Below are 17,835 nucleotides of genomic sequence, written 5' to 3'. Positions count from 1 at the left end.
TGAGGAAAAGGTAAGTCCGATTGCGAAATGCAATCGGTTATCTTATGCAGGGGATCGTTCAGCCACACGCAGGAGGGAACCCGTGTCGCTCACGCTCTATGCCCATCCGTTCTCGTCGTATTGTCAGAAAGTGCTGGTGGCGCTCTACGAGAACGCGACGCCCTTCACCTATCGCCAACTCGGCCCCGAGGACCCTGAGGCCGGGGCCGAATGGGCCAGGCTTTGGCCGCTCAAGAAAATGCCGGTGCTCGTCGATGGCGAGACGCCTGTCTTCGAGTCGAGCGTGATCATCGAGCATCTCGACCTGTTCCATCCGGGGGCGACCCGGCTGGTGCCGGCCGATGCGAAGCAGGCGCTTGGCGTGCGGATGATGGACCGCGTCTTCGACAACTACGTGATGACGCCGATGCAGGCGGTCGTCTTCGACCATCTGCGCCCGGCCGGGGAGCGCGATCCCTATGGCGTCGCTAAGGCGCGCGAGAAGCTGGGGGATGCCTATCGCTGGCTGGACGGGGCGCTCGCTGGCCGGCGCTGGGCCTGCGGCGACGATTTCGGCCTTGCCGATTGCGCGGCGGCGCCCTCGCTGTTCTATGCCGACTGGGTCCACGAGATCGAGGCCGGCTTCGGGAACCTGCGCGCCTACCGGTCTCGCTTGTTGGCGCGGTCGTCCTTTGCGCGCGCCGTCGACGAGGCCAGGCCCTTCCGCAAGCTGTTTCCCCCGGGCGCGCCCGGCCGCGATTGAGGTGCGTCTCCCCGGCGGAAGTATGGGCAGGGCGCGTTCCTGCGCTGTCAGGCGCTGCGTATCGGGGCTAGAGACGATCAGGTCCGGCGGTTTCAGGTTCCGATGTCCTCGCCTTTCATCCTGCGCGCGATCCCGCTGGTCTTCACCTTCCTCTGGTCCTCGGGCTGGGTGGTCGCCGGGTATTCGGCCCGCTATGCCGATGCCCTGACCTTCCTGGTCGTGCGCTTCGCCAGCGCGGCACTCATCGTTACGGTGCTGGCGCTGGCCACGGGCGCGCCCTGGCCGCGCGGCTCGCGCGCGCTGCGCGATGCCGTCATCTCCGGCATCCTGCTGCATGGCATCTATCTCGGCGGCGTCTGGTGGGCGGTGCGCCATGGCCTGCCGGCCGGCATTTCCGGCCTTATCGCCGGGCTGCAGCCGGTGCTGACGGCACTGTTCGCGCCAGCGCTGCTAGGGGAGCGCATTTCCCCGATCCGCTGGCTCGGCATCATCTGTGGCTTCGTCGGCATCGCCTTGGTGCTGCAGCCGCAACTGGCTGGCGTCGAACCCGCTGCGCTCTGGGGCATCCTCGGCCCGATCCTGATCAATGTGATCGGCATGTTCTCGGTGACCTTCGGCTCCTTCTACCAGAAGGCCCGTCTCTCCACCGGTGACCTGCGCACGGTGACGGCGATCCAGTATGTCGCGGCCTGCCTCGTCGTGCTGCCCTTCGCCTATGCGTTCGAGCCGATGCGGATCGAGTGGAACCTGACCATGTGGCTGGTGCTGGCATGGTCAGCCATCGTGCTCTCGCTCGGCGGCATCGGGCTGTATTTCTACATGCTCAGGCGCGGCGAGGTTTCGCGCATCGTCACCTTCCTCTATCTCGTTCCGGCGCTCGTCGCGGTCGAGGCCTGGCTGCTCTTCGGGGAAACGCTGACCCCGCTTCAGATCGGCGGCATGGCCGTGACGATCCTCGGCGTCGTGCTCGCCAGCCGCAAATAGGCGCCTCCCCAAAAAGGAGGGTTTCGGTTTGCCGCGATCTCCCCTTATGCTGCGTCGCAACAAAGGGAGGGTCGAAGACCATGAACGCCAATACGGCCGCAAAGGCTGAGCATCGTGCGGATGCAGTCGAACTGATCGCGGCAGCGCTCCCCGGTTTGGAGACGCTGTTTCAGGAAGCCGTTGCCGCAGTGCGGCAGAAGGTTCTCGTCGACGGCCGCATCTCGTCGGCCCGGCTGGAAGCCGAGCAGCACGCGGCCCATGGCCTGTCCTGGCTTGCGACCTATGTCACGGCCCTGCGCGAACTGGCCGCCTATGGCGAGCGTCTCCGCGCCGAGGATCGCTACGGCGCCGTCGAGGACTATGCCTTGCGCATCGGCGCCGGCGAATACGCCGCCCAGATCTTCGGTGGCATTCCGATGAGCCAGGGCGAGATCCTCCGCCTGCCGGCGCTGGGCCTGTCGCAGAAGGCGGTCGCCGCCGCCTGCTCGGACGCTGTCGATGCCCTGATCGCCGACGGCAACACGCCGGAAAACCGCAGCCGCTTCGTCGCGCTCTTCAGCCAGGACCAGGGTGCCGCCAGCATCGGCGATACCGGCCTCGACGAGACGCTTGAGGCGATTCGCTCGGAGATGCGCCGCTTCTGCGCCGCCGAGGTGACGCCGCATGCCCATGAATGGCATCTGGAGAACGAGTACATCCCGATGCCGGTGGTCGAGAAGATGGCCGAGCTCGGCGTCTTCGGCCTGACCATCCCCGAGGAGTTCGGCGGCATGGGCCTGTCGAAGGTCTCCATGTGCGTCGTCTCGGAGGAGCTGTCGCGCGGCTATATCGGCGTCGGCTCGCTTGGCACCCGTTCGGAGATCGCGGCCGAGCTCATCCTCTGCGGCGGTACCGACGCGCAGAAGGAGCATTGGCTGCCGAAGATCGCCTCGGGCGAGGTTCTGCCCACCGCCGTCTTCACCGAGCCCAATACCGGCTCCGACCTCGCCTCACTGCGCACCAAGGCGGTGAAGGAGGGCGATGTCTGGAAGGTCCATGGCAACAAGACCTGGATCACCCATCCCGTCCGCGCCGACATCATGACGCTGCTGGTGCGCACCGATCCGTCCGAGCCCGGCTACAAGGGCCTCTCGATGCTGATCGCCGAGAAGCCGCGCGGCAGCGATGCCGATCCGTTTCCGGTCGAGGGTCTTACAGGCGGCGAGATCGAGGTGCTCGGCTATCGCGGCATGAAGGAATATGAGCTCGCTTTCGACGGCTTCGAGGTTAAGGGCGAAAACCTGCTCGGCGGCGTGCCCGGCCAGGGCTTCAAGCAGCTCATGCAGACCTTCGAGGCGGCGCGCATTCAAACGGCGGCCCGCGCCATCGGCGTGGCGCAATCGGCCTTCGATCTCGGGCTGCGCTATGCGCAGGAGCGCATCCAGTTCGGCAAGCCGCTGATCGCCTTCCCGCGCGTCGCCGACAAGCTCGCGATGATGGCGGCCGAGATCCTGATTGCCCGCCAGCTCACCTATTTCGCCGCCCGCGAGAAGGATGCCGACCGTCGCTGCGACCTCGAGGCTGGCATGGCCAAGCTCTTGGGCGCCCGCGTCGCCTGGGCCGCAGCCGACAATGCCCTGCAGATCCATGGCGGCAACGGTTTCGCACTGGAATATCCGGTGAGCCGCGTGCTCTGCGACGCCCGCATCCTCAACATCTTCGAGGGCGCGGCCGAGATCCAGGCGCAAGTGATCGCGCGCCGGCTCGTCGAGGAGTAAGCCTCAGCCGTAGAAGCGGGCATCGTCGCCGATGAGCAGATCACGAATTATCGACGGTACGGGGAAGCCGTAACCGCGGCCCGGCTTCTCCCAATAAAGCTGCCCCGACTGGTGGTAGTCGCTCGTATAGATGTCTGTGCCGATCGCGTGCAGAGCAAGGAGAAGCGCTTGAGTTGAATCAATACCATAGCCGAATCCGCGGCGTTTTTCATCCGGCCAAGCTATATCGTAGGCACAATTCCAGTCGTGTTCTCCGCGTTGAGGGAGATAAACAATGATTGGAATATCGATGTTGGCGGTGGAGGTTTTATATGTTAGTGAGCGATTGACGATAATCATGTCAGTCTCAATAGTTGAATGGTGGAATTTGCCGCCGGGCGAGACAGGCAGAATAACGTTGATAAGCTTGATCTTAGCATGATTGCGAGCCGACCATTCGGCACTGAAAGATGTCGCGATCGAACTGGGCTTCGCATCGTTCCTTCAACAGGGAGCCGCCGCTTGCTGCAATAGCGGCGGCTGGAATGTCTCCCGCCAAGCCCGACTCCGAGTTCCCGACCCATTGCCCGCCCTCTGGAGTTCCTGCTGGCGATCGAGGCTGTTCGGGATTGAATTTCATTTCTCCGATGAGGGCAGCCATGCGATCGAGCAGGGCGATCATCTGTCGGCCGGTCGATCGAAGCGAGCTGGAATCAGATAACTGGTGTGGGCTTCCCGGTCGTGCCTCTCTTCTGAGATGAGGATGCAATGTCATTTCCGGTATCGTCTCCGTGGAGGCGATCTTGTTACCGTGACAGAAGGTTCCGGGGATAAGTTGGCCTGCTTATCCATCAGCCAGTAAAACTCTGGACCTACCAACTCCAAGCGGCGGGCCATTCCGTGATAATTTCGACATCATCGGGCGCTTTGGCATCGTGACGGCCGTTTGCCGCAGAATCTGCAGGAGTCATGATGTCGAATCGCCTTGCCTTTGCTCTGGCCGGAACCGTGCTCGTCGGCGCGGCGGCCTTGCTGTCCGTCCCCGCTGCAGCCCAGCAAAGCCCGTCGCAGCCCAGCCCGCGCATCAGCGTGACCGGGGAGGGCGAGGTGAATGTCGCGCCGGACATGGCGATCCTGAACCTCACCGTCCTGCGTGAGGCCGAGACGGCGCGGGCGGCTCTGACGGCGAATAATGAAGCGATGAAGCAGGTGCTGGCCGCGCTGAAGGAAGCCGGCGTCGCCGAGCGCGACCTCCAGACCTCGGGCCTCAGCATCCAGCCGCGCTATGCCCAGCCGACCAAGGACCGCAGCGGCGAGCCGAAGATCGCTGGCTACAGCGTCAGCAACGCGCTGACCGTCCGGGTCCGCAATCTCGCGGACGCCGGCGGCATCCTCGACAAGGCGGTCGGGCTCGGCGTCAACCAGGGCGGCGGCATCGCCTTCGTCAAGGACGACATGAAGCCGACGCTGACCGAGGCGCGCAAGCGCGCGGTCGCCGATGCGGTGGCGCGCGCGAAGACCCTGGCCGAAGCGGCCGATGTCAAGCTCGGCAAGATTCTCTCGATCGAGGAGCAGTCGATCATGGCGCGCCCGATGCCCTATGGCGGCGCCGTGCGCATGGCCGCCAGCGATGCGGCCGTGCCGCTGGCCAGCGGCGAGAATACCTACCGGACGCAGGTCAACGTGATCTTCGAGATCACGCCCTGAGAATCTGGTCTCAAGCGCGCCCGGCTCGTTCCGGGCGCAGCTTCGCAGCCACCGAAACCGGCAGGCTGGTGATGACGACGCCGCAGAGCACCCAGAGCCCCGGGAGCCAAAGCTCTGTCGGCGGCAACTCCGCCAGCAGCAGATAGGCCGCGAGCGTGATTAGCGGCACGCGCAGCGTGTCGGCGCTGCAAAGCTGTAGCGGCGAAGCGTGGCGCGAGGCATTGGCGAGCGCCGCCTGCGAGACGAAGCCGCCGACGATGAGCGCGAGCACCGCACCGCCGATCACCGCAAGCTCGGGCAGCGCGAAGGCCAGCCGGTAAGGTTGCGACGGCGGCGACCACTGTTCCGGTACGAAGAGCCAGAGCAGCAGGTAGAGCGGCAGCTGGATCGCGTGCATCAGCAGCACGATCGAGAGCGTGCTGCGCTGTGCCGCCAGCCGCGCCAGCATCAGGTTGGTGGTGGTCAGCATCGCGACGGCGCCGATGGCGATGGCGAGGTCGCGGTTAGGGACGGCGTTCAGCTTGAACACCAGGAGCCCGATCCCGGTCGCTAGCACGGCGAGCCCGACTGTCGCAACGGTGCCCGGGCGTCGGCGCAGGGCCAGGAAGAGCAGCACGGCTGCGAAGAGCGGGCCCGAGAACTCGATGGTGGTCACCAGCGCGAGTGGCAGATGCGCCAGGCTCCAGATCAGGGCGAGCGAACCGGCGAGATGCAGGACGCTGCGGGCGACATCCTCGCGCAGCTTCGGTGGCAGGACATTGCGGCGCTGTTCGGGCTCACCGGCCCAGACGGCCGCACCGGCGATGGCGAGGCTGCCGACCGAGCGCAGCAGCCCGATCTCGATGACGGTGAGATAGCCGGAGAGCAGGCGGATGGAGACGGCGATCGCGAGATAGGACGCGAGATAGGCGCTCATCCACCCGAGGAAGATCGGAAACCCTCGGCCTGCCCCGTCCAGGGAATTCCCAGCAACATGCGCTCCAGGATGGCCATTCGCATCGGCACGGACAGCTGGACCTGGCGGAAATAGCCTGCGTTCGGGAGGCTGTCGCATGAGGTATCGAGCTCCGAGAAGCGCGGAAGAGGGTTGAGGATCAACGTATCTGAACGGGCGTCGAGGACCTTGCGGGCAGTCAGGGTGAAGGGCTCGCTCTCTTTTTCCTTGTCGACCGCTTCGTTGCCGAGCGAGGCGTGGGCGAATTTGCTCATGTCCTGCATCTGGATGCTGAGGACATCATGGTCGAGCGTGTGGCGGATGTCGTGCACGAGGCCGACCTGGGTGCCGAGATCGGCAAGCACGGTCATCGCCTCGCGCATTGCCGGATTGATCGGCACATCCGGCAGGCAGCACAGCGTGAAGCGCTTGGGCGGGGAGAGGCGCAGCATCTTCACGAAGGAGATCGCGAAGCGCGCCCGCGAATCGCTCGACAGCGCGATGCTGAGAGTCTCGAGCGGGCCCCGCATCTGCCGGATCGCGAAGATATCGACGAGGGCCTGGGTCGGATGCTCGTCGGCGCCGTTGCCGGCATTGATCACCGGCAGGTAGCTCAGGCGCCCGACGCGATAGGGCATGTCTTCGAGGTGCGAGCGCACGATCAGCAGGTCGCTATAGAGCTCGACCGTGTGGATGTGGTCTTCGATCGACTCGCCGGTGGCGGTGCCCATGCGGCTGCGATCGGTGTCATAGGCGTCGATCGACTGGTGGCCGAGCCGCGCGGCCGCCGTCTGGAAGCCGAGGCGGGTGCGCGTGCTGCGCTGGTCGAACAGGGTGGCGATCACCTTCGGACGGCGGCGCGGGGCCGGCGGCTGCTCGGGCAGGGGCAGGCCGGCTTTCTCCAGTTCTTCCTCGTGCAGATGCCGCTCGGCGCGTTCGATGATGTCGTCGAGGTCGAAGCGCGACACGGCATCGGCGCTCAGCAGATCCTTCCCGCTTGGATAGTTCGGGCGTTGCATCAGCAGCCTCTAGGCCTCCGGCTCGCGCGGTCGTCTGCGTCCGGGGCGTATCAGGCAACCTGACTGAAGCGGCCCGGCTTGCGCGAGCCGGAGCGCGAACGCGCCGACCCCATCCGCCCCGTGGGAACACGGTTGCCGATCATGGGCAGCAAATCGGCCGCTGTCATCGGCCGGGCGAAGATATAGCCCTGAATGCCGTGGACGGCGTGCTTTTCGATGACCGTGAGCTGCTCCTGCGTCTCCACGCCCTCGACGATCAGGCGCAGCTTCAGGTCATGCGCGAGCTGGGCGATCGCGTTCATCAGCGAATCCGCCTTGCGCGAGGTGCCGATCTCTTGGGTGAAGGCCTGGTCGATCTTGATCGTGTCGATCGGCAGATGCGCGAGATAGCTGAGCGAGGAATAGCCCGTGCCGAAATCGTCGAGCGCGATCCGCACGCCGAGTGCGCGCAGCGCCACGAGGCGGGAGACGACATGGTCGGGATCGTCGATCAGCGAGCTCTCGGTGATCTCGATCGTCAGGCGCTGGGGCTCGATGCCGCTCATGCGCAATAGCGCCTCGACGACCCCGACGATGTCATGGCCATGGTCGAACTGGCGGGCCGAGACGTTGACGCTGACGCCGACGCTGCGCGGCCAGGACAGGGCCGAGCGGATCGCCTCGCCGAGCACCCAGGAGCCGAGCACGGTGATGAGCCCGGTCCGCTCGGCCAGCGGGATGAATATCTCGGGGCTGACCATGCCGCGGCGCGGGTGCCGCCAGCGCAGCAGCGCCTCGGCCATGGTCGCGGTGCCGGAGCGCGGGTTGTAGATCGGCTGGAAATGCAGCTCGAACTCGCCGCGGCGGATGGCGTCGCGCAGCTCGGTTTCGAGCGCCACGCCGTCTTCATGCTCGTTGCGGATCGCGTCGGTATACATGACGAAGCGGTTCCTCCCGTCGAGCTTGGCCCGGTAGAGGGCAATGTCGACGCATTTCAGGGCCTCGTCGATCGAGGCGGCGCAGCCGGCGGGCGCGATGCCCATGCTGGCGGTCGCGGTGATGTGGCGCCCGCCGATGACGCGCTGGCCGGCGAGCATCATGACGAGGCGGGCGGCAAGCGCGCTCGCGCCTTCGGCATCGCGCGATGTCGCGACCATGAACTCGTCGCCACCGGTGCGCGCCGCGATATCGCCGATGCCGAGCTCGGCGATCAGCGTCTCGCTGAAGCCCTGCAGCAGCGCATCGCCGATATCGTGGCCAAGGCTGTCATTGATGCTCTTGAAGCGGTCGATATCGATCGAGATCAGCGTCACCGCCCGGCCGGATGCGGCCATCTGCCGGATTTCGCGCATGAAGCCACGGCGGTTGTAGAGGCTGGTGATGGTGTCGTTGACGGCCAGATGCTCCAGCTCGCGCATCGTGCGCAGCCGGGCGAGGAAGATCTGGTGGATGACCTGGGCGCTGGAGAAGGTCAGGACCGTGGTGAGCAGGACCGAAAGGCCGATCACCAGATAGGCGGGATCGCGCGTCCAGAGCAGAGCCAGCGTGAATGGCATCGCCGCTGCCAGCACCTGCACGCGGGTGATCACCGGCCGCGAGCTGTTGCGCCCGGAGATGCCGGCGAGATAGCCGATCGTCTGGGCGATCGCGAGAGCGGCGACGGGCTCGTAGGTGTAGCGCAGGATCGCATAGCTGCCGAAGGCCGAGATCAGGGCGGCGGTCGACCAGGCACCGGCCATGGCGAGATTTTCCAGCGTGCTGATCTGGCTCTCGCTGGCGGAAGCGAGATGGATGGCCTTGTAGTAGCGATGCGACAGGTAGCGGAACACGCCGATCGCGATCATGATCGCAGCCATCGCGTAAAAAACCACGTCGCCGCCCGTCAGGAGCGCGCTCGCAGCCAGCACCGCGGCAACCGTGACGGTGCCGATGAAGATCGTCCCGGGCGTGGCATAGAGCGCGGCCACAAGCTCGGATTTCATCGAAGTATCGTTCTCGTGAACGTCGACGATCATCAGCCGTCCCGTCGTTATGTCTGATTTACGCGGCGTACCCTCTATTCTCGCTAAAAATCTATTAAAGAACTGTATGTCGCTTCGGAGGTTTCGCCGACAAATTATGATTCACGGCCGATGCCGCGCAGTCAGCCACGCAGCCGGTACTTGGCGAAACCTTCAGGGCCATCGCCGGCCGGTTCGGCCTTCAGTCCCTCGGGCAGTTTGCCCGTTGCTGCCGGCGAGGTCAGGAAGGTCGCATGGACGCCGGCCGGCAACGGCGCGAGCGCCCAATTGCCGTCCGCCTTCGGGTCGATCGTCTTCTGGCCGAGGATATGGCGCACGATCACGTCGCGGTTGAGATCGGGCGCCTCCAGCACCACCGTCGTCTTCGTGCCCGGGAAATTGCCGCCGCCGGACGCGCGGTAATTATTGGTGACGATGAGGAATTCCGCCTTTTCGTCGATCGGCTCGCCGGCAAAGGCGAGGTCGAGGATGCGGTGCGCATCGGGGGCGACCAGCCTGCCGTCATTGTCGTAGCGAGATCCTTGAGTGACATCGATCCGGTAAGTCACGCCGTCGATCACATCGAAATTGAAGGCAGGGAAGGCGGGGTTGATCAGCGGCTGCTCGCCGCTCTTGGTCGGGTCGATACGGTTGAAGATGCCGGCGGCGCGCTCCAGCCATTCCTTTACGTCAGAGCCGCTGACTTTCACGATCTGCACCGTATTCGGGTAGAGATAGATGTCGGCGATGTTCTTCAGCGCCAACGGGCCGGCGGGAATGTCGGTGTAGAAGGACGGGCCGGAGCGTCCGCCGGACTTGAAGGGCGCGGCAGCCGACAGGATCGGCAGGTTCTTCCAGCGCGTCTGCGCCATCAGCGGCTTGGCATAGGCGATCTGCGCCTCGGCGACGATCTGGATGGAAGGATCGTCCGCCACCAGCGCGAAATAGGAATTGATCGGCGCGGCCGTGCTGCCGACCGGCTCGCGCATATAGGCGAGCGTCGCCTCGTGGTCGGCCTTCACAGCGGCCAGGATCGCAGGTTCCGCGGCAGCTTTCGGCACGATCTTGCGATCGGGCGTGCGTTCGTAGATCGGCTTCGCCTCGACCTTGAAATCGGCGATCTTCCAGCGATCGCCGCGCTTCTCCAGCTCGAGGTCGACGATGCCGAGATGCGAGCCCCAGAAGCCGGGCTGGCAGGCAGGCTTCCCGTTCAGCGAGCCCTTGACGTTGTCGACGCCGGCAATGCCGTCGAAGGATTTGCCGCCGGGAAAGACCAGGTGCTGGTGGCCGGTCAGGATGACGTCGATACCCTCGACCTTCGAGAGATGCAGCGCCGCGTTCTCCTCCATGCCGCGCCGCTGGCCGCCCGCGATGCCCGAATGGCAGAGCGCGATGACGAGGTCGGGCTGGGCGTCGCGCAGGTCGGGCATGTGCTTTTCGGCCGCATCGACGATGTCGGTCGCGACGATCTTGCCTTCGAGGTTGCCCTTGTCCCACTGCATGATCTGCGGCGGCACGAAGCCGATCATGCCGATCTGCAGCACATGCCTGTTGCCGGCCTCGTCCTCGAAGCTCTGCTCGAACAGCCGCCAGGCATCGACCAGCGCGCCGCCGCCGACGCGCTCGACATTGGCGCAGACCATCGGGAATTCCGCCTTGGCGAGGCCATGGTCGAGGAACTCCAGTCCGTAGTTGAACTCGTGATTGCCGAGCGTGCCGCAGAGATAGGGCAGGGCGTTCATCGCGGCGAGCATCGGGTGGGTATCGCCGGCCTTCAGCCCCTTCTTGTAGGCGATGTAGTCGCCGAGTGAGGAGCCCTGCAGGAAGTCGCCGTTGTCGAAGAGCAGGCTGTTCTTCGCATCCGCCTGCGCCGCCTTGATCAGGCTCGCGGTCTTGGCGAGGCCGACCGTGTCGTCGCCGCCGTCGCGGAAATAGTCGTAGGGCACGACGTGGACGTGAAGATCGGTGGTTTCGAGCACGCGCAGCTTCAGCTTTGCCGGGGCTTGCGCGGCCGCCGTTCCCGAGAGTGCGGCAGAGGCGGCGATCGCGGCTCCGGCCTTGAGCGTCTCGCGACGGTTGAGACGATGATCCTGTGCCATGCCCGGCTCCCACTATCCTTGCCGGGACAGGACGTTAGCATTGCGGCGCGGCCGTGACACCGGGAAGATGGTCTGCTTGCTGCCTATTCGGAAGATGGTGAACGGAGAGCGCGCGATGATCCTGATCGGCCAGTATGATTCGCCCTTCGTGCGCCGCGTCGGCATCACGCTCGCGCTCTACGGCCTGCCTTTCGAGCATCGCCCGTGGTCCGTTTTCTCCGATGGCGAGAAGGTCCGCGCCTTCAACCCGCTGATGCGGGTGCCGACCCTGGTGCTCGACGATGGCGAGGTGCTCATCGACAGCGCCGGTATGATCGATGCGCTCGACGATCTCGTCGGGCCGGAACGCGCGCTTTGCCCGCGCAGCGGTCCGCTGCGGCGCCAGATCCTCTCCGTCCTCGCGCTCGCGATGGGCGCGGCCGAGAAGGCGGTCAGCCTGTTCTACGAACTGCGGCTGCACGAGCAGGTCTCGGCAGTCTGGGCGGAGCGCTGCCGCGGCCAGATATCGTCGGCGCTCGCCGCGCTCGAACGTGACCGCGCCGGCCGCACCACGCCCTATTGGTTCGGCGAGACGCTGGGCCATGCCGATATCGCGGCGGCGGTGGCGCTGCGCTTCATCACCGAGGCGCATCCGGGACTGGTCGATGCCGCTGCGATCCCGGCGCTTGCCGCTCACGCCGCAGGGTTGGAAGCGCTTGCTGTCTTCGACGAGATATCCCAGCCTTTCATTGCGCCGGCTTGAGGACTCACGCCGGGCGGTGGAAGCCCTCCATGCGCATGCGGCCATCCACGCCTTCCGTCCAGCCCCGAACGCCGCCATCGGCCTGCCGCTTCGCCTTCACCCGGAAGATGTCGCCGGCAATGAGCGGGCTCAGGCCCCGATAGTCGAGCCGGATCGGCGCCCCTTCCGTCAGCGTCGCGATGATATTGGCGATCAATGTCGCCTGGATTGGTCCGTGAACCACAAGGCCCGCATAGCCTTCCGTCCCCGTCGCATAGGGGACATCGTAGTGGATGCGATGGCCGTTGAAGGTCAGCGCCGAATAGCGGAACAGCAGCAGCGGACTGCCTTCGACCTCCCAGACGAGATCGGCAGGCTCACCATCGGCGGCGGGCCCCGGCGCTCCGGCTGGGGATGCGCTGGGCAGCGCCGCCTCACGATAGACGATGTCGTGCCGCTCGCGCAGCGCGACGCCGCGCTCGGTCGCGTATTCATGATGCACGGCAACGAAGCAGAGCGGGCCGCTGCGCCCCTCCTTGTAGGCGATGTCACCGATCCGGGAATGCCGCGTGACATGGTCGCCCTCGCGCAGGGGCGCCAGCGTCTCGATTCGCCCGCCAGCCCACATCCGCCGCGGCAGGGGCACCGGCGGCAGGAACTCGCCCTTGGCGGCGTGACCATCCGGACCGCAAGCCTCGATATCCGAGATCGGCGGGGCCAGGCACCAGTGCAGTGCCAACGGTGCCTCTCCCGAGCCATGAGGCGCGAGGTGGCGGCCGAAGGTGGCGGCGAAGCTCTGCACCAGCCGCGGCGTGACGATGTCCTGCGCCTCTTCGGTCCTGCCCGTCCAGGTCGCGAGCTTGGCGATGTCGATGCTCATGATGGGCGTTCCTCGGTCTGGCGGGCGAATTCGGCGCGCAAAGCTGCGTCGTGCTGACCGAGCGCTGGCACGGGCCGCATCGCGACGCGTTGGCCATCGACGACGACCGAAGGTGCCAGCACCTCGACCGGACCATTCGGTGTTGGGACGGGCAGGGCGGTCGCCGCCGGATGGTCGATCAGCCCGCCGACGGTGGAGACTGTCCCATAGGCGATGGCGTGCCGGTCGAGCGCAGCCGCGACGTCGACGAAGCGGCGCCGGCCGAGCCGCGCCTGCACCTCGCCATCGAGCAGGGCGCGCTCCTTCATCCGCAATACGTTGGAGGTAAAGCGCGGATCATCAGCCAGTTCGGGGCTTTCCAGCACGTCGCGGGCGAAGACCTGCCATTCTCGCTCGCTTTGGATCGAGACCAGGACCTCGCCGTCGAGGAGCGAGAACACGCCATAAGGCGCGATCGAGGGGTGGGCGAGCCCGACCCGCGCCGGCTCGATGCCGCCATAACGGCGCGTCAGATAGGGCACGTTCATCAGCTCGGCGAGCGTGTCGAATAGCGAGAGCGCGATCGCCGAGCCCTCGCCGGTACGCGCCCGCCTCAAGAGCGCTTCGAGGATCGCGGCATAGGCCGCCTGTCCGGTGGCGATATCGGCGATCGAGACGCCGATGCGCGAGGGGCCGGAATCCGCGGTGCCGGTGATGGCGGAGAGGCCCGATTCCGCTTGGATCAGCAGGTCATAGGCCTTGCGCCGCTCATGCGGCGTGCCCGGCGCATAGCCGGAAATGTCGCAGGTGATGAGGCGGGGATGGCGTTGCCGGAGCGTCGCGCTGCCGAGCCCAAGGCGGTTGGCCGCGCCGGGCGCGAGGTTCTGGATGAAGATATCCGCCGACGCGATCATCGCCTCGACCAGCGCGAGGTCGTCAGGTTGGCGCAGGTCGACCCGGCAGGATTCCTTGCCCCGGTTGATCCAGACGAAATAGGAGGACTGGCCCTTGGCGAAACCGTCATAGCCGCGCGCGAAGTCACCCTCCGGCCGCTCCAGCTTGATGACGCGCGCGCCAGCATCGGCCAGCTTGCAGCTCGCGACCGGAGCGGCCACCGCCTGCTCCAGCGCGACCACGACGATACCTTCCAGCGCATTCGACATCGGCATTCCCCAGATGGCCGGGAGAGGAAGAGCGCCCCGGCGCGGCCGAGTCAAATCGCAGCTGCCATGCGCCCGTGATGGAGGTGGAGTGCCATTCCAGAGCCGCGAAAGCCGCCTGAATCAAAATGTGATGAGCGGGCGCTATGCCTTTGACCGAACGGATCAAATTCAATCGGGCTATCCCGCCGCAGCCGGCTTCGGCCAGCTTGCCGTGATGCCGGGCTGCACCGGTCGCTCCAGATAGGTCGAGAGCACGACATAGCTGCGCGTCGCCTTGACGCCGGGCGTGTCGTAGAGCCGCCCGAGCAGGCCCTCGAGCGCATGCGTATCCGTGGTCCTGACCTTCAGCAGCATGCAGGTATCGCCGGCGACGGAGTGGATTTCCTCGACCTCCGGATGCTCCTTCACCGCCATCAAAGCGGGCGTCTTGCCCCAGCCGGTGGTGTCGACATGCACGAAGGCAAGCAGGGTCTTGCCGGTGGCGGCCGGCTCGATCAGGGCCGCGACCTGCCGGATCGCGCCGGATTGCTTGAGCCGCTTGATCCGCTCATGCGCGGCCGGCGGCGAGAGCCCGACCTTCTCGCCGATCCGCGCATAGCTCTCCGTCGCATCCTCGACCAGAACGCCTAACAGCTTTCGGTCCATCGCATCGAGCGAGCGTTCCGCCGCGCGTTCGCGCCGAACGCCATCTGTTTTTTGATCCATCGCCGTGAATCCGGTTGAAGCTGAATGATGTTCGGCCATTCTTTCCTCATGCCGAACATCAATCAACCCTCTTCCGCTGCAGCCTTGCCGACCGCCCGCATTCCGGCCGCAGCCTATGCGCTGTGCCTGTGCATCTGTGTCATCGGCTCGAATTCCCTGGTGCTCGGGCCGATAGCGCCGCAGGTCGCGGAAAGCTTCGGTCGGGGCACGCCGGCCGTGATGACGGCCTCGGGCGCCTTCGGCATCGGCACGGCGCTCGCGGCGATCCTGCTCGGGCGCCTGATCGACCGCTTCGGCGCGGGTGCGACGCTGCGCATGGCGCTGGCATTCTTCACCTTGGCTCTCGCAGCGAGTGCCGCTGCACCCATTCTGCCGATGCTGGTGGGCGCCCAGTTCGTGGCTGGTCTTGCAGCGGGCGTGGCGCTGCCCTCGATCTATACGCTCGCTGCCGCCGTCGCGCCGGCTGGGCGCGAGAGCGATACGATCGGCATCGTGCTCTCCGGCTGGACGCTCAGCATGGTCGCCGGTGTCTCGCTCTCGGCGGTGCTGGCCGACAGCATCGGCTGGCGCTTCGTCTACGGATTTGCCGCTGCCGCCAGCGCGCTCGCGCTTTTGGTTGCGCAGGTGATGAAGTTGCAAGGCGCGCCAGCAAGAACCACAAGCTCATCGCCGCTGGCAGCGTTGCGCGTGCCGGGCGTCGCGCCGCTCCTGATCGCCTGCGCTGGCTTCATGGCCTCATTCTATGGCGTCTACGCCTATATCGGCGACCATCTGCACCGTGGGCTCGGCCTTCCGCTCAGCGCCAACGGCCTGCTCGCACTGACCTATGGCCTCGGCTTCGGCGCGGCCGCCTTTCTCGACGGCCTGATCGACCGCTTCGATGCTGGGCGCTACCTGCCGGCGATGTTCCTCGCCGTCGGTTGCGTCTATCTCGGCATGGGCGCCGCCAGCGGCAGCTATGTCCTGACGCTTGCTGCGGTTTTCCTCTGGGGTCTCGCCAATCATTTCGGGCTGAACGTGCTGATCATGCGCCTCGGCGCGCTCGATCCCGCTCGTCGCGGCGCTGTCATGGGTCTCAACAGCGGCGTGACCTATCTCGCGCTCTTCGCCGGCACGGCCGCGTTCGGCGCGCTCTACACGGCGACCGAATTCGCCGTCCTGCCAATCGCGGCGGCCGCGTTGATGCTGCTGGCCGCGCTCTCGGCGAGCCTTGCCCGCCCGAGGACCGCGCCCCGCGTCACATCCTGACGATGTGGCGGATTGTGCGGCCTTCGTGCAGCGCGTCGAAGCCTTCGTTGATCTCATCGAGGCTGCCGGAGCTGGTCCAGAGCTTGTCGACCGCCAACCGGCCACGCTGGTAGAGCTCGATGAAGCGCGGGATGTCGCGCGAGGGCACGCAGGAGCCGACATAGGAGCCCTTCAGCGTCCGCTCTTCGGCGACCAGCCTGACCGGCGAAAGCGACAGCGTATGGGCGGGGTTGGCGAGGCCGGCCGTCGTCGTCGTGCCGCCGCGCCGTGTGATCTGGTAGGCGAGGTCGAGCGCCCTGACTGAGCCCGCCATCTCAAGCCCGTGATCGACGCCGCCTTTGGTCGCCTGCCTGATCGCCTCGACTGCATCCGGTGTATCGGCCTTGAAGGCATCGGTCGCGCCGAGCGCCAGCGCCAGGTCGAGCTTGTCCTGCGCGAGATCGACGGCGATGACGCGCGAAGCGCCGCAGGCGATCGCGCCGAGCAGGGCCGAGAGACCAACGCCACCGAGCCCGACCACCGCGACCGTCTCGCCGGCCTTGATCCGCGCCGTGTTCACGGCGGCACCGACGCCGGTCAGCACGGCGCAGCCGAACAGGGCCGCGATCTCATGCGGAATATCGGCCTCGATCTTGACCAGCGAACGGCGGGAGATCACCGCATGCTCGGCGAAGGCGGAGACGCCGATATGATGATGCACCGGCTGGCCCTGGACGGAGAGCCGCCGCCCGCCGCCGAGCATCTCGCCGCGCCCGTTGGCGGCATTGCCGGGTTCGCAGAGGGCAGGGCGGCCCTCGGCGCAGGGCGCGCAATGGCCGCAGGACGGCACGAACACCATCACCACGCGGTCGCCGGGCTTGAGATCGTCGACGCCTTCGCCGGTCTCGACGACCTCGCCGGCCGCCTCGTGCCCAAGCACCATCGGCACCGGGCGCGGGCGGTTGCCGTCGATCACCGAGAGGTCGGAATGGCACAGGCCCGCGGCGCGGACCCTGACCAGAACCTCGTCGCGGCCGGGCGGGGCGAGTTCCAGCTCCTCGATCCGCAGTGGGCGGCTTTGCGCATAGGGCGCCGCAACCGGGCTGGCGTTCAGGACGGCGGCGCGAATCTTCATGGCTGGGCTCCGGTCTCGGTATCCGCCGCTATCCCGACAGGAGAGGGCGCCGCTGTCAAAGCCTGACGCGTGCGCCGTCAGGCCGCGTCGGTCAGCGTGCCGCCGAGGAAGAGCTGGCCGATGCGCGGATCGGCGAGGATCTCTGCCGCCGGCCCCTGCATGCGGGTGCGGCCGAGTTCGAGCACCAGCCCTTCGTCGGAAATCTCCAGCGCCGACCGCGCGTTCTGCTCGACCATCAGGATCGAGACGCCCTTGGCGCGCAACTCCTTCAGGATGCCGAAGGTCTCCTGCACCATCAGCGGCGAGAGACCGATCGAGGGTTCGTCGATCAGCACGAGCTTGGGGTCGAGCAGCAGGCCGCGCACGATTTCTAGCTGCTTCTGCTCGCCGCCGGAGAGCGTCGAGGCCTGCTGATCGGCCTTGGCGCGAAGCGCCGGGAAGCGATCGAGCGCTGCCTCCAGCCGCCGGGGCATGTCGGTGATCCCTGAGCCGGCGGCGACCGTGCCGAGCTCGATATTGTGGCGCACCGAGAGCTCCGGGAAGATGTTGCGCCCCTGCGGGACATAGCAGATGCCGGCTTCGAGCAGCTTGCGCTGGTTCCAGCCGGTGATGTCCCGCCCATCGAAGCGGATGCGGCCCTCGCGCAGCTTGAGCAGGCCGAAGATCGCCTTGAATACGGTCGATTTGCCGGCGCCGTTCGGCCCGATGACCGTGGTGATCGCGCCGCGCTTCACGGCAAACGAGGTACCGTTCAGGATGGTCATGGCGCCATAGCCGCCGACCACGCCGTCGAGTTCGAGGATCGGTGTGCTCATCGCCGCGCTC

The 17,835-nt window shown here is 66.3% G+C and carries 17 protein-coding genes; 6 read left to right on the top strand and 11 right to left on the bottom strand.

Features of this window, described 5'->3' with window-relative positions; translation table 11 throughout:
- The first annotated feature begins 82 nt into the window (after nt 1-82).
- The 3 genes from AC3WMA_RS02455 (at nt 83) to AC3WMA_RS02445 (ending at nt 3,483) form a co-directional block, all read left to right on the top strand.
- The gene (locus AC3WMA_RS02455; protein ID WP_492283817.1) at nt 83-742 is read left to right on the top strand and encodes a glutathione S-transferase family protein; all 660 of its coding nucleotides are present in this window, start codon (nt 83-85) and stop codon (nt 740-742) included.
- Between the two features lie 102 nt (nt 743-844).
- Nucleotides 845-1,726, top strand: coding sequence for a DMT family transporter (locus AC3WMA_RS02450; RefSeq protein ID WP_492283816.1), 882 nt, complete (start codon nt 845-847; stop codon nt 1,724-1,726).
- A gap of 80 nt (nt 1,727-1,806) precedes the next feature.
- Complete coding sequence (locus AC3WMA_RS02445; protein ID WP_492283815.1) at nt 1,807-3,483, top strand: acyl-CoA dehydrogenase family protein; 1,677 nt, start codon at nt 1,807-1,809, stop codon at nt 3,481-3,483.
- A 3-nt stretch (nt 3,484-3,486) separates the two neighbouring features.
- Here AC3WMA_RS02445 and AC3WMA_RS02440 read toward each other — a convergent pair whose 3' ends face one another.
- Both AC3WMA_RS02440 and AC3WMA_RS02435 read right to left on the bottom strand, forming a co-directional pair.
- On the bottom strand, nt 3,487-3,822 hold the full coding sequence (locus AC3WMA_RS02440) for a DUF6968 family protein (protein ID WP_492283814.1): 336 nt from the start codon (nt 3,820-3,822) through the stop codon (nt 3,487-3,489).
- Nucleotides 3,823-3,895: 73 nt separating this feature from the next.
- Nucleotides 3,896-4,144 carry a hypothetical protein gene (locus AC3WMA_RS02435; RefSeq protein WP_492283813.1) on the bottom strand — a complete coding sequence of 83 codons (249 nt, stop codon included), beginning with the start codon at nt 4,142-4,144 and terminating at the stop codon, nt 3,896-3,898.
- Nucleotides 4,145-4,431: 287 nt separating this feature from the next.
- On the opposite strand from AC3WMA_RS02435, the gene AC3WMA_RS02430 reads away from it, so the two are divergent.
- The gene (locus AC3WMA_RS02430) at nt 4,432-5,169 is read left to right on the top strand and encodes an SIMPL domain-containing protein (protein WP_492283812.1); all 738 of its coding nucleotides are present in this window, start codon (nt 4,432-4,434) and stop codon (nt 5,167-5,169) included.
- Nucleotides 5,170-5,179: 10 nt separating this feature from the next.
- Here the strand turns inward: AC3WMA_RS02430 and AC3WMA_RS02425 are convergent, their stop codons facing one another.
- The 4 genes from AC3WMA_RS02425 to AC3WMA_RS02410 form a co-directional block, all read right to left on the bottom strand.
- On the bottom strand, nt 5,180-6,085 hold the full coding sequence (locus AC3WMA_RS02425) for a DMT family transporter (RefSeq protein ID WP_492283811.1): 906 nt from the start codon (nt 6,083-6,085) through the stop codon (nt 5,180-5,182).
- A complete protein-coding gene (locus AC3WMA_RS02420; RefSeq protein ID WP_492283810.1) occupies nt 6,082-7,122 on the bottom strand; it encodes an aspartate carbamoyltransferase in 1,041 nt (346 codons plus the stop codon). Before AC3WMA_RS02420 ends, AC3WMA_RS02425 begins: the two co-directional genes overlap by 4 nt.
- 50 nt (nt 7,123-7,172) lie before the next feature.
- Nucleotides 7,173-9,083, bottom strand: coding sequence for a putative bifunctional diguanylate cyclase/phosphodiesterase (locus tag AC3WMA_RS02415; RefSeq protein WP_492283809.1), 1,911 nt, complete (start codon nt 9,081-9,083; stop codon nt 7,173-7,175).
- A 161-nt stretch (nt 9,084-9,244) separates the two neighbouring features.
- Nucleotides 9,245-11,200, bottom strand: a complete 1,956-nt coding sequence (locus AC3WMA_RS02410) for a bifunctional 2',3'-cyclic-nucleotide 2'-phosphodiesterase/3'-nucleotidase (protein ID WP_492283808.1) — start codon at nt 11,198-11,200, stop codon at nt 9,245-9,247.
- 115 nt (nt 11,201-11,315) lie between these two features.
- Between AC3WMA_RS02410 and AC3WMA_RS02405 the strand changes: the two genes are divergently transcribed.
- Nucleotides 11,316-11,942 (top strand): glutathione S-transferase family protein, encoded by a 627-nt coding sequence (locus tag AC3WMA_RS02405; RefSeq protein ID WP_492283807.1) that lies wholly within the window; start codon nt 11,316-11,318, stop codon nt 11,940-11,942.
- Between the two features lie 4 nt (nt 11,943-11,946).
- Here the strand turns inward: AC3WMA_RS02405 and AC3WMA_RS02400 are convergent, their stop codons facing one another.
- The 3 genes from AC3WMA_RS02400 to AC3WMA_RS02390 form a co-directional block, all read right to left on the bottom strand.
- Nucleotides 11,947-12,801: an HTD2 family dehydratase gene (locus tag AC3WMA_RS02400; RefSeq protein WP_492283806.1), complete on the bottom strand. Its 855-nt coding sequence runs from the start codon at nt 12,799-12,801 to the stop codon at nt 11,947-11,949.
- Entirely contained in the window at nt 12,798-13,943 is a 1,146-nt protein-coding gene (locus tag AC3WMA_RS02395; RefSeq protein WP_492283805.1) for a CaiB/BaiF CoA transferase family protein, read from the bottom strand. Before AC3WMA_RS02395 ends, AC3WMA_RS02400 begins: the two co-directional genes overlap by 4 nt.
- Before the next feature lie 177 nt (nt 13,944-14,120).
- Nucleotides 14,121-14,648, bottom strand: a complete 528-nt coding sequence (locus AC3WMA_RS02390) for an Lrp/AsnC family transcriptional regulator (RefSeq protein WP_492283804.1) — start codon at nt 14,646-14,648, stop codon at nt 14,121-14,123.
- Between the two features lie 48 nt (nt 14,649-14,696).
- On the opposite strand from AC3WMA_RS02390, the gene AC3WMA_RS02385 reads away from it, so the two are divergent.
- Nucleotides 14,697-15,896 (top strand): MFS transporter, encoded by a 1,200-nt coding sequence (locus AC3WMA_RS02385; protein ID WP_492284727.1) that lies wholly within the window; start codon nt 14,697-14,699, stop codon nt 15,894-15,896.
- On the opposite strand, the gene AC3WMA_RS02380 is transcribed toward AC3WMA_RS02385, so the two are convergent.
- Nucleotides 15,886-17,010, bottom strand: coding sequence for a zinc-dependent alcohol dehydrogenase family protein (locus AC3WMA_RS02380; protein WP_492283803.1), 1,125 nt, complete (start codon nt 17,008-17,010; stop codon nt 15,886-15,888). The genes AC3WMA_RS02385 and AC3WMA_RS02380 overlap by 11 nt on opposite strands.
- A 77-nt stretch (nt 17,011-17,087) precedes the next feature.
- On the bottom strand, nt 17,088-17,825 hold the full coding sequence (locus tag AC3WMA_RS02375) for an ABC transporter ATP-binding protein (RefSeq protein WP_492283802.1): 738 nt from the start codon (nt 17,823-17,825) through the stop codon (nt 17,088-17,090).
- Nucleotides 17,826-17,835: the final 10 nt, after the last annotated feature.

It is taken from the genome of Allobosea sp. FW305-C-101 (assembly GCF_058783685.1).
Note: the sequence above shows the minus strand (reverse complement) of the source record. Positions and strands in the feature narration are given on the sequence as shown.

What these genes read in the sequence shown, in the direction of transcription:
- AC3WMA_RS02450 (WP_492283816.1), top strand. Translation starts at nt 845, where the DNA reads ATGTCCTCGCCTTTCATCCTGCGCGCGATCCCGCTGGTCTTCACCTTC.
- AC3WMA_RS02435 (WP_492283813.1), bottom strand. Translation starts at nt 4,144, where the DNA reads ATGATCGCCCTGCTCGATCGCATGGCTGCCCTCATCGGAGAAATGAAA.
- AC3WMA_RS02405 (WP_492283807.1), top strand. Translation starts at nt 11,316, where the DNA reads ATGATCCTGATCGGCCAGTATGATTCGCCCTTCGTGCGCCGCGTCGGC.
- AC3WMA_RS02425 (WP_492283811.1), bottom strand. Translation starts at nt 6,085, where the DNA reads ATGAGCGCCTATCTCGCGTCCTATCTCGCGATCGCCGTCTCCATCCGC.
- AC3WMA_RS02445 (WP_492283815.1), top strand. Translation starts at nt 1,807, where the DNA reads ATGAACGCCAATACGGCCGCAAAGGCTGAGCATCGTGCGGATGCAGTC.
- AC3WMA_RS02420 (WP_492283810.1), bottom strand. Translation starts at nt 7,122, where the DNA reads ATGCAACGCCCGAACTATCCAAGCGGGAAGGATCTGCTGAGCGCCGAT.
- AC3WMA_RS02410 (WP_492283808.1), bottom strand. Translation starts at nt 11,200, where the DNA reads ATGGCACAGGATCATCGTCTCAACCGTCGCGAGACGCTCAAGGCCGGA.
- AC3WMA_RS02385 (WP_492284727.1), top strand. Translation starts at nt 14,697, where the DNA reads ATGCCGAACATCAATCAACCCTCTTCCGCTGCAGCCTTGCCGACCGCC.
- AC3WMA_RS02380 (WP_492283803.1), bottom strand. Translation starts at nt 17,010, where the DNA reads ATGAAGATTCGCGCCGCCGTCCTGAACGCCAGCCCGGTTGCGGCGCCC.
- AC3WMA_RS02440 (WP_492283814.1), bottom strand. Translation starts at nt 3,822, where the DNA reads ATGATTATCGTCAATCGCTCACTAACATATAAAACCTCCACCGCCAAC.
- AC3WMA_RS02375 (WP_492283802.1), bottom strand. Translation starts at nt 17,825, where the DNA reads ATGAGCACACCGATCCTCGAACTCGACGGCGTGGTCGGCGGCTATGGC.
- AC3WMA_RS02395 (WP_492283805.1), bottom strand. Translation starts at nt 13,943, where the DNA reads ATGTCGAATGCGCTGGAAGGTATCGTCGTGGTCGCGCTGGAGCAGGCG.
- AC3WMA_RS02400 (WP_492283806.1), bottom strand. Translation starts at nt 12,801, where the DNA reads ATGAGCATCGACATCGCCAAGCTCGCGACCTGGACGGGCAGGACCGAA.
- AC3WMA_RS02430 (WP_492283812.1), top strand. Translation starts at nt 4,432, where the DNA reads ATGATGTCGAATCGCCTTGCCTTTGCTCTGGCCGGAACCGTGCTCGTC.
- AC3WMA_RS02390 (WP_492283804.1), bottom strand. Translation starts at nt 14,648, where the DNA reads ATGGATCAAAAAACAGATGGCGTTCGGCGCGAACGCGCGGCGGAACGC.
- AC3WMA_RS02415 (WP_492283809.1), bottom strand. Translation starts at nt 9,083, where the DNA reads ATGAAATCCGAGCTTGTGGCCGCGCTCTATGCCACGCCCGGGACGATC.